This is a genomic window from Methylobacterium sp. 37f (assembly GCF_023093475.1).
Classification (GTDB): Bacteria; Pseudomonadota; Alphaproteobacteria; order Rhizobiales; family Beijerinckiaceae; genus Methylobacterium.
In genome coordinates this window covers 55181-70354 of record NZ_JAGHKN010000013.1, presented here as the reverse complement: position 1 = coordinate 70354, position 15174 = coordinate 55181, and the positions used below count along the sequence as shown (strand labels likewise).

The window sequence follows — 15174 nt, the reverse complement described above, 5'->3', positions numbered from 1 at the left end:
GCGGTGCCGTGTCGGCGCTGTCCCGGCACCAACCGGCGACGGTTTGGCGGATTGCCCGGGGGCGGCGCCTGTGGTCTGAAGCCGCCATCTCCCTCGACTGCAAGGCCGTCCCATGCGTCGCACGCTCCTGCCCCTCATCGCCTTCGTGGTCGGCCTCGTGGGGCTCTGCGTCGCTGCCTTCGTGGTGTTGGCGCCGCGGACCCAGGAGGCCGGGACGAGCAGCGTCGGCGGCCCCTTCACCCTGACCAACCAGGACGGGCAGCGCGTCACCGAGCGCGACTATGCGGGCCGGACGCACCTCGTGTTCTTCGGCTTCACCCACTGTCCGGACGTGTGCCCGACGACGCTGCAGCAGATCGGCGACGTGCTCCAGGCCCTCGGGCCGAAGGGGAAGGACACCCGCGCCCTGTTCATTGCCGTCGACCCCGAGCGCGATACCCCGGAGGCCCTGAAGACCTACCTGGCGAGCTTCGATCCGCGCATCGTCGGCCTGACCGGCTCGCCCGAGGAGGTGAAGGCGGCGGTGAAGGCCTACCGGGCCTATGTCCGCAAGGTGCCGACCAAGGATGGCGACTACACCTTGGAGCACACCGCCCTCGTCTACGTGATGAATGGCCAGAACCGCTTCCTTAACGCCCTCAATCTCGCCCGCCCACCCCAGGAGGCGGCGGCCGAACTCGCCAAGATGCTGTGAGCGCCTTGGCCTCACGCTGACGCGGAACGGCGCACGCGCCGGCCTCCTCTCTCTGCCCCGGAGCGACCATGACCGTCCTGTCGGCCTTCCCGATCACCCCCTCGAACGCCGATGGCCAAGTCGACCTCGGCGCCCTGCGGACCATCCTGCAGCCCCTGGTGGAGGCGGGCGTCGGCTCGATCGGCCTTCTCGGCAGCACCGGCACCTATCCCTTCCTGGCGCGCCACCAGCGCCGCCGGGCCGTGGAGGCTGCCGTCGAGGCGATAGCAGGCCGGGTGCCGCTCCTCGTCGGGGTCGGCGCCCTGCGCACCGACGAGGCGGTGCGGATGGCCCAGGACGCAAAGGGCGCCGGAGCCCAGGCCGGCCTCCTCGCGGCCATGTCCTATACGCCCCTGACCGAGGACGAGGTCTTCGAGCATTGTGCGACCGTGGCGCGGGATTCCGGCCTGCCGCTCTGCCTCTACGACAATCCGGGTACCACCCATTTCCGGTTCACCCCGGAGCTCGTCGGCCGCCTCGCCCGTGTTCCGGGCATCGTCGCGGTGAAGAGCCCGTCCCCCGAGCCGGAAGCCGCGGCGGAGCACGTTCGGGTGCTGCGCGCCGCGGTGCCGGCCGAATTCACCCTCGGTTACAGCGGAGACTGGAACGCGGTCGAGGCGCTGCTGGCGGGCGGCGAGGCCTGGTACAGCGTCTTTGCCGGGCTGTTCCCGAGGTCCGCTCTGGCGATCACCCGCGCGGTCGAGATCGGGGATGCGGCCGAGGCGCGACGCCTCAACGCCCGGCTGGCACCGCTCTGGGAGCTGTTCCGGACGTTTTCGAGCCTGCGGGTCGCCTATGCCTGTGCCGATCTTCTCGGACTCTGCCGAGCGGAGCCGCCGCGCCCGATCCTCCCCGTGACCGAGGAGGTCCGGCGGCAGATCGCGGACACGCTGGCGACCCTCGAGCTGAGCTGACCGCGCTCCTCTTCAACGCGGATGCAGGGCACCGGAGCGGGAGGTGCGGGCGAGGCCGTGCTCGGTCTTGTTCCAGCGATTCGGCGCGCGGATGAGTTCGATCAGGCCCGCCCAGGCGGCGAGGCTGACGAGCAGGAAGTACACCGGCATCCAGGGCACGACCGCCAGGAGGTCGAACCACTCGCGTCGGACGCAGCCGAGGGCGGCGGGCAGCAGCATGGCCAGCAATCCGGCGATGAACAGCGTCACCGACGCCCCGGCGGGAAGGTTCGCCCAGAAGCCGCCTGGCGCCGGGAATCCGCTCCATACGAACAGCGCGAAGTCGTAGGCCGCCCGGCCCATGAGGAACGGATAGACCAGACCGGAGATCACGGTTCCGGGAACCAGCGCGATGGCGCCGAGCGTACCGAGGATGCCGAGCTGGCGGGCCGTGTCGCGCGGCGCCCGCGCATGGGTGAGGCTGGTCTGCAGGAAGCCCTTCATCCAGCGGGTGCGCTGGTGCAGCCAGGGCCGGAATGCCCGAGGCGCCTCCTCCAGCGTATCGCTGGGCAGGTCCGCCACGTGGTAGCCTGCCCGGGCGAGGCGAATTCCGAGATCGGCATCCTCGGTAACGTTCCACGCATCCCAGCCGTGCAGGCTTCGGAGAATGTCGGTCCGGAAATGGGTCGAGGTGCCTCCGAGCGGAATCGGAATGCACCAGGAGGCGAGGGCCGGAATCAGGACGTCGAACAGCGCCGCATACTCGATGGCGAAGCACTGGGTGAGGCGGCCGTCATCCATGTTGTCGATGACGAGGCGGCCCTGCAGGCAGGCGACCTTGTGGGACGCCTGGGCGAAGCGGGCCGCGGCGGCGCGGAGCTGATTCGGATCGGGCACGTCCTCGGCGTCGTAGACCACCAGGCAGGCTCCGCGCGCCAGCGGAAGAGCGGCGTTGAGGGCACGCGGCTTGGTGCGGGGCAGTCCCCCCGGCACCCGGATGATCTCGAACCGGGCCGGCAGCGCGGCCGCCGCCAGGGCGTCGCCGGTCTCCGTGTCGTCGGCCTCGATCACGAGCTTGATGTCGAGCTTCGCCACCGGGTAATCGAACCGCGCCAGGGCGGCGACGAGGCGCGGCACAACCCGCGCTTCGCGATGGAGTGCCACCAGTACAGTGTAGACCGGCAATGCCGTATCCGGCAGCCGCGCCTCGGGGACCGGATCGGGCTCGACGGCGGCGGCGGCGATGCGGAACGTCACCATGACGAGAAAGCCGAGCTGCACTACGGTCCAGGTGCCGATCAGGATCGCGCCGGGGATGAACTCGGCTCCGAGATACGCCGCCCCGAACATCAGCCCCACGAGGGCGAGGCGCGGCCCCTGCGTCCCGGACTCGAAGGCCCAGTCGGGACGATGCCGCTGGAGGCTGTCGGCGGCGTAGGTCGCGATCCCGGTGGGGTTGGCGGCAAAGACCGCATCGCGCAGGGCACGCGGCGTCGTGATGGCATAGCCTTCGCCGTCGGCGGTGCCATCGCATAGGAGCGCCGCGATGGCGGGTCCGCGCGGCGCGCGCACGAAGGCTGCCGGCCCTGGCCACGCCAGGGGGGCGAGGCCAGCCACGAGGCTGTCGGGATAGCAGGTCCCATCCCCGAGCCGCAGGAGGTCGCCGACGAGGAACGGAACGCCGAGGGCCAGGGCGAGCCGGCGGTAATAGGTCTCTTCGCCGATCAGGTCCGCGTGGATCAGCGCGGTGGCGGCGTCGGTGCCGCAGGCCCGAGCCAGGGCGGCGGCCTCGGCCAGGCGTTCCGGGTCAAATCCCTGCCGGGCCAGGAACGCGATCTCCGGCGGAAGCGCAGCATTCCCGCCGCCGGGAGCGCTGAAGCCGAGCAGCGACACCACGCGCGACCTCCCGAGAGCCCGAGGATGTGCTAGGGAGACGCGGTGAGCCAGACCGCATCCACGCACAACTCGTGCGCCACATTTACAACTTCCGCGCGCGATGACCGGAAGGCAAGGCGTCGGCGGAGCCGAGTCACTGCTTTCATCCTGGGTGCAGCGCTGATCTGCGGCGGGAACGCCCCGACCGCACGAGCCGACGGCGTCTCGATCCCGAACTTCTGGAACCCGCGCTCACGCCAGGAACGGATGGAATCACAGCCGGGTACGCGCACGGTCCGCTTCCTCACCGACGACGACTTCCCGCCGCTGCATTTCGCCGGACCGGACGGCTCTCCCACCGGCTTCGTCGTGGAACTCGCCCGGGCCGTCTGCGAGCGGCTCGCGATGTCCTGCACGGTCCAGGCCCGCCGCTTCGACACCCTCCTCGACGCCCTGGCCGACCGGCAGGGGGACGTCGTCGCCGCCGCGATCCCACTGACTCCGACCCTGCGCGCGCGCTTCCTTGCCACCCGTCCGTACTTCCGCTGGCCGGCCCGCTTCGTCGCGCGCACCGACAAGGGCCTGCCGGTTCCCTCCGCCGCGGCCCTGGCCGAGAAGAGCGTCGGCGTGGTCGGCGGCAGCGCACACGCGGCCTACCTGACGGCCTTTTTCCCCAAGGCGGCCGCGAAGCCCTTCACCGACCTCGCCACCGCCGAGGCGGCTCTGCGTCGGGGCGAGGTCGACTACGTTTTCGCCGACGGGCTCAACCTCGCCCTCTGGATCGGCGGCGTCGAAGCCGCGGGCTGCTGCGCCTTCCTAGGCGGCGACTACCTCGAGAACCGCTATTTCGGTGAGGGCATCGGCCTCGTCACCCGCTCCGACGACCCCGTCCTGTCCCGGGCGCTGGACGACGCGCTGCAGCGACTGTGGGACGAAGGCAAGTATGCGGAGCTGTATCTGCGGTTCTTCCCGGTGAGCCCGTTTTAGGCATCCAGGGCGCGTCATTCGTTTGCAGGCGGCGTACGGAATATCCCCATGCGACTTCCCTCGCCGTTCCGTCATGCTGGCTCGTCGCCTGGGCGGCAGTCCGGACCCGGTTGCTCACAGTAGGCTGGCGCATCCGCCCTGCGCAGCCGGATGGTTCAGCTGAGCCGGCCTGACGAGAGTGCAACGATATCCTCAGCGCCTCGTCCGTGAGCCTCAGTCGCGCAGCCGCCCCGCCCCGGCCGCGACGCCGAGGAGGAGGACGGCTACCGCGAGGAAAGCCCAGGTCAGGCTGGTCGCGTGGGCCAGGATTCCGATGGCGGCCGGGCCGGCGAGCACGCCGGCATAGCCCAGGGTGGTCACAGCGGGAATCGCCAGGGCGGCGGGCATCGAGGCTTGCCGCCCGGCGGCGGTGAACAGCACCGGCACGATGTTGGCGCACCCCGCCCCCACTAGGGCATAGCCCAGGAGCGTCACCGGCCAGAGCGGCACGGTCGTCACCAGGACGAGCCCGGCGGCTGCCAGCAGGGCGCCCAGGACCACGATTCGGCGGCGGCCGAGCCGGTGCACGAGACCGTCGCCGGTGAGCCGGCCGAGGGTCATGGTCAACGAGAAGGCCGCGTAGCCGAGGCCGGCCTGGGCTGGCGCAAGGCCCCGCTCCTGGATCAGGAAGATGCCGCTCCAGTCCAAGGCCGACCCCTCCGTGAGAAAGACCACGAAGCACAGGAGGCCGATCACCAGCACCGGGCCGCGCGGCACCGCGAAGGCCGGGCCGCGTGATCCGCCTTCGCTGGGCAGAAGTCCCGGCAGGGCGGCAAGGAAGGCAACCGCGATGCCGGCGACCACCGCCAGGGTCGCGGCCGGCGGTGTCAGGCCGAGGCTCAGGAGGGCGCTGAAGCCGGCGGCGCCCACGATGCAGCCGAGGCTGTAGAGCCCGTGGAAGCCCGACATCATCGGCCGCCCGGCGCGGCGCTCCACCACCACCGCTTGAAGATTCATCAGGCAATCGAGCAGGCCGAGCCCGATCCCGAGCCCAATCAAGGCGACGGCGAGGACCGCGAGATCTGTGGCGCGGGACAACGCCAACAGCGCCGAACCGGTGGTGACGACGGCGAGCGTCAGAACCGGGCGGACACCGAAGCTTTGTGCGAGAGCGCCTGCCATCGGCATCGTGGCGAGGGAGCCGATGCCGAGACAGAGGAGAAGCATCCCGAGGGTCGCGTCGTCCAGGCCGGCCCCGGCCTTCACGAGGGGGACCAGAGGCGCCCAGGCCGCAACCCCGAACCCCACGATGAGGAACAGCAGGCGGGTGGCACGAATTTCGGGGGCGCCGTTCATCCGCATATGCGGACGGGCGATCGCGGATCGGGGGTTCGACGTCATGAAGCCTTGGGGGCTGGGCAGCCTGAGCGCATCGTGATGCGAGACGACGTTTCGCAGGTCGACGCGGCAAAGGTGTGAAGCCGACCCGCCGTCGAGACGGAGCTAGGATCGTTAGGCTCGGCTGCCGACGCAGATCAGCGACCAAGACCTGAGTCGCCCTGTGTCCGCCCGCGACGCGCGACATAGATGCGGCGAGGCTGAGTCGGATCGAAAGCGCCGGCCTCGGCGCGACCAGAACCCTGCGCGTCGCGAGACCACTCCGCGTTGACCCTCCGGGTCACCCTCCCTACGGTGCCGACCTTCCTGATCATCCTTGCAGAACTGACGCTGTCTCATGTCGTCCCCGTTCCACCTCGACCCGGATCTCATCGCGGCGGCGGCCACCGCGGCCGCCTGGCCCTTCGAGGAGGCGCGCAAGCTCGTGGCGCGGCTGGAGCGTCGTCCGAAATCCGAAATCCTGTTCGAGACCGGCTACGGGCCGTCGGGCCTGCCGCATATCGGCACCTTCGGCGAGGTGGCACGGACCTCCATGGTCCGGCACGCCTTCCGGGTGCTCACCCAGGACAGCGTACCGACGCGGCTGATCGCGTTTTCGGACGACATGGACGGCCTTCGCAAAGTGCCGGACAACGTGCCGAACAAGGAGATGCTGATCGGCGCCCTGAATCAGCCGCTGACCCGCGTGCCCGACCCGTTCGGCACTCATGACAGCTTCGGCGCACACAACAACGCCGAGTTGCGCCGCTTCCTCGACGCCTTCGGCTTCGACTATGAATTCCGCTCGGCGACCGAATGCTACAAGGCCGGTCTGTTCGATGCGGCGTTGATGACGGTGCTGGAGCGCTACGAGGCCGTGATGGCGATCATGTTGCCGTCGCTGCGGGCCGAACGCTCAGCGAGCTACTCCCCGTTCCTGCCCATCCACCCGGTGACGGGCGAGGTGATGCAGGTGGCCATCGACGAAGTGCGGGTGAACGCCGGCACCCTGGTGTGGCGTGACCCGAAGACGGGCGAGGCCTACGAGACCCCGGTGACCGGCGGGCATGCCAAGCTGCAGTGGAAGCCCGACTGGGCCATGCGCTGGGTGGCGCTCGGCATCGACTACGAGATGGCCGGCAAGGACCTCATCGATTCGGTGAAGCTTTCGGGCGAGATCGCCCGAGCGCTGGGCGGCGAACCGCCGGAGGGCTTCAACTACGAGCTTTTCCTCGACAAGGACGGCAAGAAAATCTCGAAGTCGAAGGGCAACGGCCTCTCGATCGACGACTGGCTGGTCTACGGCACCGCCGACAGCCTTGCACTGTTCATGTACAACAAACCCCGCGAGGCCAAGCGTCTGTTCGTGGAGATGATCCCACGTCAGGTCGACGACTACCTCGGCTTCCTCGAAAAGTATCCGGCCCAGGAGGCGACCCAGAAGCTCGGCAACCCGGTTTGGCACCTGCATGGCGGCCATCCGCCAGCGGCCGAGGCCGTGGGCAAGGGCGGCGCCCTGAACTTCGCCATGCTGCTGAACCTCGCGGCGGTAGCCAACACCGAGGATCCGGCCGTGCTCTGGGGCTTCATCCGTCGCTACGACCCGGAGGTGGGCCCTGAGACCCACCCGGTGCTGAACCGACTCGTCGGCCATGCGCTCGCGTATTTCCGGGATCTGGTGCGACCGGCCAAGACCTACCGGGCCGCGACGGACGCGGAACGGGCCGCCCTGGAGGACCTCTCCGAGACGCTGGCCGCACATGCGGGTTCGGGTGATCCGGAGGGGCTGCAGGCGGTGGTCTATGAGGTCGGCCGCCGACATTTCCCTGACCTGTCGGGCAAGGCCAAGAGCCCGGATGGGCGCCCCGGCGTATCGCAGGCCTGGTTCAGCACGATCTATAACGTGCTGTTCGGAGAGGCACGCGGCCCACGCTTTGGCTCGTTCATCGCCCTCTACGGCGTCACCGAGACCCGGGCGTTGATCGCCACGGCGCTGACAGGAGCCTTCCTGCCCGAAGCACCGGCGGCTTGATGAACCGCCTTGCGCCGGCGCCCTTGGGCGCCGGCGCAGGATAATGTGTGCGGCATGACGTGCGCTTTCGCACAATTGTGCTTGTCTCCGCGGCATCCGAAGGATAAACCGCCATCGCCTGGACAGAAAAAAGGCCGCCCCTGTGAGGGAGCGGCCCGAAGTCTAGGGAGGAAACGCCCAAGAAGGGCACACCGCGGCGACGCCATCGCCGCGGTGCATGGCCACCAAATGCCATCCCGCACCGCACCATGCAATTGTCTCCTTGGGGGAGCGGCTATGCGTGCAGTGCATGAAATCCGCATCCCTTGCGCTAGCGGGTCGCTCCAGGGCCAATGTCCGACCGGCCGAGCTGGCTCAGGCTCATGGCCCAGACCCGTTCCTGCAACGCCACGTCCCGGCCCCGGGCGGAGGTCGCCACCGGTTGGCTGCGAACGAAGTAGAGCCCCGTCGTGTCCGCCGTCTCCGGTGCCGTCGCTACATGGATGGACGTCGCTGCTCCTGAAACCGGATCGGCCATGAAAGGCCGGATCAGGCGCCAGCCGAGGCCGAACCAGCCGCCGGTTCCCGCGGCGAACCCGCTGGCGATGACGCCGGGGTGCAGGGCGTTGCTGGTGACACCGGTCCCGGCCAGACGGCGCGCGAGGGCGGCACTGAACAGCACATTGCCGAGCTTGGCTTGGGAATAGACCGTGACGGGGCTGTAGCCTTGGGTATGGCCGATGTCATCGAAGGCGATGCGACCGCGCCGATGCGCCGCCGAGGCGACATTGACGATGCGGGCCGGCGCACTGGCCTTCAGAAGATCCAGAAGTTCGAGGCTGACCTGCATGTAGGCGAGATGATCGAGCGCCCAGGTGCGCTCGATGCCATCCCCTGTCACGGCGTAGCGGTCGAAGATCGCACCGGCATTGTTCACGAGTACGTCGAGACGCGGGTATCTTACCCGGACCTCCGCTGCGAGGCGACGGATTTCGGATTGGGACGAGAGGTCGGCCGTGAAGCCGTCGACCTCTCCACGCGATACCTCTTCGCGAAACCGCTTGATGGTCTCACGGACGCGCCCGGCGTCCCGGCCGACGATGCCGACCCGGTACCCGGCCCGGGCGAGGCCGAGCGCCGTTTCGGTGCCGATGCCGGAGGTGGCACCGGTGACGAGAGCGATCCGGTCCGGCATCGGCGCGTACGGACTAGAACACCGCCTGCCCGATGGCGAAGGCGACGATCACGATGATGATGGCCACCACCAGGAACAGACCGAACAGGATGCGGGCCAGGGAGCCGGCGCCCGAGGCAATGCCGGTGAAGCCGAGACCACCCGCGAGCAGGGAGATCACGAAACAGATGAGGGCCCATTTCAAAAGGGTCATGCGCAATACTCCAGCTCGCGAAACCGAGCGATAACCGCCCTGAGCCGCAAGCGTTCCGCCCAAGCTCGGCTGTTTTACGACGGCATCGGAGATGCGGCCGCGCTCGGGCGCCCCTCCGTGCCGTGCCGCTCGAGAAGGATGTGCGCCAGGGCGTGGTAGAGCCCCTCGCGGCAGACTGCCTTCGAGACCGCGTCGGCGATCAGAGCCGCCACCATGAGGGGGATCATCAGGGCATGGTCCTGGGTCATCTCGGTGACGATGACGAAGGCGGTGATCGGCGCCTGCAGAGCCCCGGTGAGGTAGGCGACCATGCCGATCAGGACGAGGGCAGCCACGGGCACCCCCGAGAACCACCCCTGGAAGGCGGCGCCGAGGCCGGCTCCGATGCTGAGGGAGGGGGCGAACAGCCCGCCGGGTATACCGCTGATCGCCGAGAACAGGGTCGCCAGGAACTTCAGCGGGGCGAAATCGACGTGACTCGCCGCGGTGCCGTGCAGGAGGGCGCGGGCCTCCTCGTAGCCGGTGCCGTAGACCGCGCCGCCCGAGATGAGGCCGCACAGGGCGACTCCGAGGCCGCAGGCCGCCGCGAAGGCGATCGGGTGTCTGGCGATGACCGCCCCGAGGCGTCCCGGCAGGCCGCGCGCGAACAGGATGACGATGCGGGCGAACCCACCGCCGGCAAGGCCGCCGAGAGCGCCGATCACCGGGATGGCGATCCAGCCCGGACCGAAGGGCAGGGCGGCGTCGGAGGTGCCGAAGTAGGTGTAGTTGCCGGTGAGCGCCATGGCGGTCAGCCCCGCCGCTACGATGGCGGCGACGATGAGTCCGCCGGTGCGCGCCTCGTAAGCCCGGCCGAGTTCCTCGATGCCGAAGACGATGCCAGCGAGCGGCGTGTTGAAGGCAGCCGCGACGCCGGCCGCGCCACCCGCCAGGATCAGGCCCGGAACCCGCTCCGGCGTCAGGTGACCGGCCGCCGCCATGATCGCGGCCCCGACCTGCACCGTCGGGCCCTCGCGCCCGGTGGAGGCACCGAACAGCAGCCCGAGGCTCATCACCACGATCTTGCCGATCGCGACCTTGAGCGAGACAAGGGAGCGGCGCAGGGCGACCTGCCGGGTCTGGCGCGCAGCGATCACCTGCGGGATGCCCGACCCCTGCGCGTTCGGAAACACGTCGCGGGCGAGCCAGGCACAGAGCGCGAAGCCGAGCGGGGTAAGGCCGAGGGCCACCAGCGGCGAGAGCGCCAGCACCTGCCGAAAGCCTCCCTGGGCCGCATCGGCCAGCCAGGCCATGAGCACCGCCGCCAGCCCGACGCCGACGCCGCCGGCAAGGAACAGCAGTCGATGGCGCCACACCCCGAAGGCGTCCTGCGTCGCGCCACGCAGCCGCTGCATCCCTGGCAGGACCTTGGCAGGCAGGACCTTTCCGTGAATGAGTTTGGCGCGCAGGAGCTTTGCGCGCCGGGGGGTCGGAATTCGGAGCATTCGGTCCCGGAAGTGAAACGAGGACGGACGGCGAGGCTCAGGACGAGCCCTTGGTGCGGCGAGCGGAGCGCTCAGGCAAGGGCCGTACCTTCGCGTGCCCGTCCTTTCCCTCCGCCTCCGCCCGACAGAGGGCCTCAACGGTCTTGAGATACGCCTTGGCGTCGAACTTCCGAAGAGAATTCTCGCTCTGGTACCGCACGGTCCCGAAGATCTTGCGGCGGGCCCAGGGCCGATCGTGCAGGCCGTAGACCCAGGCGACGTTGGTGAAGGAATTCGCGTCGCGGCCGTCGAGGAAGTAGCGGTTGTTGAGTCGCAATGTGCGGGCGAAGCCCTCCTCGGGCGAGGGCGACCATTCGAGGATCTTCTTGCCCCAATACATGCGCAGATGGTTGTGCATGTAGCCGGTCTCGCGCATCTCGGCCTGAGCCGCATTCCAGTAGACGTCGTGCGTTTTGCCCTCGGCGAGTTCCGTCTCGGTATAGGTCCTGGGACGCGGGTCGGCCGCGTGCTCGGCCAGCACCTTCCGGGCCCATTCGGGGACGGCGCGGGCATAGTCGTCGTAGCCCTCCGTATGATGGACGTGATTCATCGCCAGTTCGCGACGGACCACGACCTCCTCGACATAGGCCGTCTTGTCCTCTCGGCCGCCGGTCTTCGCCGCGCGCACCGCCAGCACGATCTCGACGGGTGAGATCTGCCCGAAATGCAGGTAGGGGCTCATGTGCGAGGCCGCCCCGGCTTCCGGGCGGTTGCGGTCGCTTCCGTACTGCGCGAACGGGCCGTCGAGATAGGCCGCGAGCCGCCGGCGGGCCTCGGTCTCGCCACCGGTGAAGCGGCGCACCGGACCCACCACGCGGTCGAGGCTCATGCCCGCCAGCACCGCGTCGGGATCGGCGATGTCGACCTCGGAACGGGGCAGACCCGCCCCGGCCCTGTGCTTCACCGTGCGGGCAGCGAGGGGCGCCACGTAGTCGTCGAGATGCTTGTGCAGCTTCGGGCGCAAGGTGCGGGCCGCGTATTCGTGCTTGCTCGAGACGACGTCCACCGGGACGACCACGTCACCCTCCACCTGTACGACTCGGGTCTCGACGGCGGCGGCGATCTCATCGTACCAGCGCTTCTGGATGGCGAGATAACCCCGGTCCAGAACCAGAACGGCCGCCTGCTTCGCGAGGTCAATGGCAATCGCGGCGGGCGAGGCCTTGCGCAGGCAGAAGCCGATGCCGCGTGCCTCGAAGCCCAAGGCCGCATCGGCGAGACCCTGGAGCAGGAAGGCGTAGTGCCGGGCATTGGCCTCGGGAAACCCATTGGCGCCGTCGAGCAGCCCGAAGCAGGCGAGCACGGGAAGACCGAGCCGGTTCCCCTCCTCGACGGCCCATTCCAGAGCCGGGTTGTGGTGGGCGCGGTTTGCCTGTTGCAGCAGATAGAGCACGTAGCGCCCGTCGCCGCGGGGCTCGACATCGTTGAGAATTCGAACCCGTCCCGCCTGTATCGCCATCGGCCGACACCCATTCCCGAATCGTGCTGAAAGATCGAGCGCCAAATCCATCCGGCGCCGGAGGCAGAAAGGCCCACTCGCGCGGAGGGCCGCTCTACGGAGAAGAATAGACAGAACGACGAAAGCTGAATTCGAACAGCCCGTTATCGTGTCTTCACTTCAGATCGCACCCGATCCAGGAAGCGAGCATTTGCGGCTGCTCAGATGCGACATTTTTGATACAGAAATGGAGCAACCGATCGCGCCTCGCGAAAAGAGACACGAGTGCTGCCCTATTCACCTTGCAATTCTCCACAGGAGGATCAGATTGTGCATTGCGGGAACGCGATGGCGTCGCGGTCCCGCTGCCCTCCTTGGGCGTTTCCTCCCTAGACTTCGGGCCGCTCTTCGGAGCGGCCTTTTTTCTGTCGCGCCCCCGTCACCCACGGGCGCGCGCCCGGATCATGAAGTTGTCGTAGGTGTATTCCGCCACCTGGAACCAGAGATATTCCTCGTTCCGGAACACCTTCATCGCCTCGTAGATCCGCTTGAAGTCGGCATTCTTGGCGCCGATGTCGCCATAGACGTCGTTGGCGGCCTTCAGGGCTGCCTCCATCACGTCCTGGGGGAAGGGACGCAACTGCGCACCGCCAGCCACGAGGCGACGCAGGGCCCGCGGATTGCGCGCGTCGTACTTCGCCTGCACGTCGGCATAGACCTGGGCGGAGGCAGCCTGCAGGATGGCGCGGTACGCCTTCGGCAGTCCCTTCCACGCCTCGGCGTTGAACCAGAGGTGAAGCATCGACGCCCCTTCCCAGAAACCGGGATAATGGTAGGTCGGGGCCACCTTCTGCAGTCCGAGCTTCTCGTCTTCGTAGGGTCCGATCCACTCGGCCGCATCGATCGTTTTGGCTTCCAGGGCGGCGTAGAGGTCCGACCCCGGCGTGGTCTGCGGCACGACACCGAGCTTGACCAACACTTGGCCGCCAAGCCCACCGATCCGCAGCTTCAGCCCCTGGAGATCCGCCAGTGTCTTCACCTCGCGGCGGAACCATCCGCCCATCTGCGCACCGGTGTTGCCGGCCGGCAGGGCCACCAGACCGTGCTTGGCGAAGATCTCGCCGAACAGGTCGGCGGCTCCGCCCTGGAGCCACCAGGCGCCCTGGCCGCGCGCGTTGAGGCCGAAGGGCAGGGCGGTGGCGAGGGCGAAGGTCGGGTCCTTGGACGCCCCCAGGGTCGCCGACGCGTAGCCCATCTCGACCGTACCCGCGCTCACCGCGTCGAGGACCCCTTCGGCAGGTACGGGTTCGCCGGGCCCCGAGGGTTGGATTTGGAAGCGCCCGTCGGTGGCCTCGCTGACGAGCCGGGCCAGCATTTCCGTCGCACCGAACAAGATATCGAGATTCTTCGGAAACGCGCAGGCGAGACGCCAGCGCAGTTCCGGCGCAGCCTCGGCGCGCGCAGGCGCCCCCAGGAGGGATGCCGCGCCGCCAAGCCCTGCGGAGAGGAGAGCACGGCGCCCGGTGGAGGGACCTGCGGAGGATGGAGGCATGACGTCTCGCTGAAAGTTCTCGAACGTCCCGTCGCGGCGCGTCCGGGCCGATCGATGGCCTGAAGATTCGCCGTTCACGAACCGATGAAAGGCCGGAAACGATCCCGAAACGTCAGAATGTCAGTTCCCGCCGACCCGAATGGCATCCTCACAGGGACGTTTCGACGCCATGAATCACGCCAGCGGACACGAGCTGATGTCCGTGAACACTATTTGGCGTACGTGAAGGTGCCGTCGTTCCAGACGTAGAGGACGTATCCCTGGGCGGTGACGTCGCCCTTGCTGTCGAAACCGACCGAACCGAGGACGAGGTCGAAGCGCTCCACGTGCAGGGTGGCGGCGATCCGCTTCGAGTCGGTCGTGTGGGCAAAATTGCCGGCCGCCACGAGGGCCTGCAGCGCGGCGTAGCCATAGATCGTCGATCCCTCGGGCTCGACACCTTCGGCCTTGAAGGCCGCGACCACGGCAGCGGCCTCGGGCTTCCGGCGCGGGTCGAGATAGAAGGTCATCAGCACGCCGTTGCTCGCTGGCCCCGCGATGGTGGCGAATTCCTGAGTGGCGATGGCGGACGTCCCGAACCATTGCGGCTTGAAGCCACGCTCGGCCGAAATCCGCACGAGACGCCCCATCTCGCGGGCATCCCCGCCGTAATACGCGACCGCGATCCCGGCCTCTTTCAGGCGATCGGCGAGGGCGGCATCATCGGCATCGCCCGCCGCGAAGGCAGTGGCGATGGCCTCGTTGATGCCGATGCGATTGAGATTTTCCTTGGTGGCGGCGGCGAGGTTGCGCGAGCCGGGCGTCAGGTCGTTGAGAATGGCGATCTTCTTGTCGCGGAACCGCTCGGCGAGGACGGTGGCCGAGAGCTTGGCCTGATCGTCATCGCGCCCGCACACGCGGAAGATCGTCGGCAGACCCCGGTCGGTGAGCTTGGCGGCGACGGAGGCCGCGGTGATCATCAGCGTGCCGTTGGCGGCATAGACCTCGGAGGCGGCAAGCGACGCGTTCGAACAGACGTGGCCGACCACGAGGCGCACCCCCTGGGTGGCGTAGTGGTTGGCCACCGCCACGGCCTTGTTGGAGTCGCAGGCATCGTCCTGCACGTCGAGAACGATGGTCTGGCCATCAAGGCCGCCCTTGGCATTGGCATCGCGGGCCGCGGCCTGGACACCGCGCAGGACCTGTTCGCCGACCGCAACATAGGCGCCGGAGCGCGGAACGGCGACGCCAATGACCACGTCGGCCAGGGCCGGGGTGGCTCCGACCATCGAGCCGGCGACGAGGAACAGGCTGCCAGCCAAGCCGCCCGCAAGCCCGAAGCGCCGGGCCGCGCGTCTGAACCTCATCCCGCCCCGTCTCACGCCTCGGTCGACCTCGCTGAAAGATAGAGGTGGATCGGCCTGCCGCCAAGGTTCGGC

12 protein-coding genes are annotated in these 15174 nt (G+C 68.6%); 4 read left to right on the top strand and 8 right to left on the bottom strand.

The features are described 5' to 3' along the window. Window positions 1–112: 112 nt before the first annotated feature. Both J7U37_RS11165 and J7U37_RS11160 read left to right on the top strand, forming a co-directional pair. Window positions 113–694: an SCO family protein gene (locus tag J7U37_RS11165; RefSeq protein ID WP_247635754.1), complete on the top strand. Its 582-nt coding sequence runs from the start codon at window positions 113–115 to the stop codon at window positions 692–694. Between the two features lie 68 nt (window positions 695–762). Next, on the top strand, window positions 763–1647 hold the full coding sequence (locus J7U37_RS11160) for a dihydrodipicolinate synthase family protein (RefSeq protein WP_247635753.1): 885 nt from the start codon (window positions 763–765) through the stop codon (window positions 1645–1647). Window positions 1648–1659: 12 nt separating this feature from the next. Here the strand turns inward: J7U37_RS11160 and J7U37_RS11155 are convergent, their stop codons facing one another. Next, window positions 1660–3522, bottom strand: a complete 1863-nt coding sequence (locus J7U37_RS11155; RefSeq protein WP_247635752.1) for a glycosyltransferase — start codon at window positions 3520–3522, stop codon at window positions 1660–1662. A gap of 144 nt (window positions 3523–3666) precedes the next feature. Here J7U37_RS11155 and J7U37_RS11150 point away from each other — a divergent pair, with 144 nt between their 5' ends. Then, on the top strand, window positions 3667–4488 hold the full coding sequence (locus tag J7U37_RS11150) for a transporter substrate-binding domain-containing protein (protein WP_056487476.1): 822 nt from the start codon (window positions 3667–3669) through the stop codon (window positions 4486–4488). Window positions 4489–4701: 213 nt separating this feature from the next. Here J7U37_RS11150 and J7U37_RS11145 read toward each other — a convergent pair whose 3' ends face one another. Then, window positions 4702–5868 (bottom strand): MFS transporter, encoded by a 1167-nt coding sequence (locus tag J7U37_RS11145; RefSeq protein WP_247635751.1) that lies wholly within the window; start codon window positions 5866–5868, stop codon window positions 4702–4704. Between the two features lie 334 nt (window positions 5869–6202). Here J7U37_RS11145 and J7U37_RS11140 point away from each other — a divergent pair, with 334 nt between their 5' ends. Beyond that, complete coding sequence (locus J7U37_RS11140; RefSeq protein WP_247635750.1) at window positions 6203–7876, top strand: lysine--tRNA ligase; 1674 nt, start codon at window positions 6203–6205, stop codon at window positions 7874–7876. A gap of 310 nt (window positions 7877–8186) precedes the next feature. On the opposite strand, the gene J7U37_RS11135 is transcribed toward J7U37_RS11140, so the two are convergent. The 6 genes from J7U37_RS11135 to J7U37_RS11110 form a co-directional block, all read right to left on the bottom strand. After that, complete coding sequence (locus tag J7U37_RS11135) at window positions 8187–9050, bottom strand: SDR family oxidoreductase (RefSeq protein ID WP_247635749.1); 864 nt, start codon at window positions 9048–9050, stop codon at window positions 8187–8189. 13 nt (window positions 9051–9063) lie between these two features. After that, window positions 9064–9243, bottom strand: coding sequence for a DUF1328 domain-containing protein (locus J7U37_RS11130; protein WP_056183226.1), 180 nt, complete (start codon window positions 9241–9243; stop codon window positions 9064–9066). A 74-nt stretch (window positions 9244–9317) separates the two neighbouring features. Beyond that, window positions 9318–10637, bottom strand: coding sequence for a chloride channel protein (locus tag J7U37_RS11125; protein ID WP_247635748.1), 1320 nt, complete (start codon window positions 10635–10637; stop codon window positions 9318–9320). A gap of 127 nt (window positions 10638–10764) precedes the next feature. After that, entirely contained in the window at window positions 10765–12225 is a 1461-nt protein-coding gene (locus J7U37_RS11120; protein WP_247635747.1) for a deoxyribodipyrimidine photo-lyase, read from the bottom strand. Between the two features lie 418 nt (window positions 12226–12643). Next, window positions 12644–13756 (bottom strand): ABC transporter substrate-binding protein, encoded by a 1113-nt coding sequence (locus J7U37_RS11115; RefSeq protein WP_247635746.1) that lies wholly within the window; start codon window positions 13754–13756, stop codon window positions 12644–12646. Window positions 13757–13965: 209 nt separating this feature from the next. Beyond that, window positions 13966–15024, bottom strand: a complete 1059-nt coding sequence (locus tag J7U37_RS11110; RefSeq protein WP_247635794.1) for a branched-chain amino acid ABC transporter substrate-binding protein — start codon at window positions 15022–15024, stop codon at window positions 13966–13968. Window positions 15025–15174 lie beyond the last annotated feature (150 nt).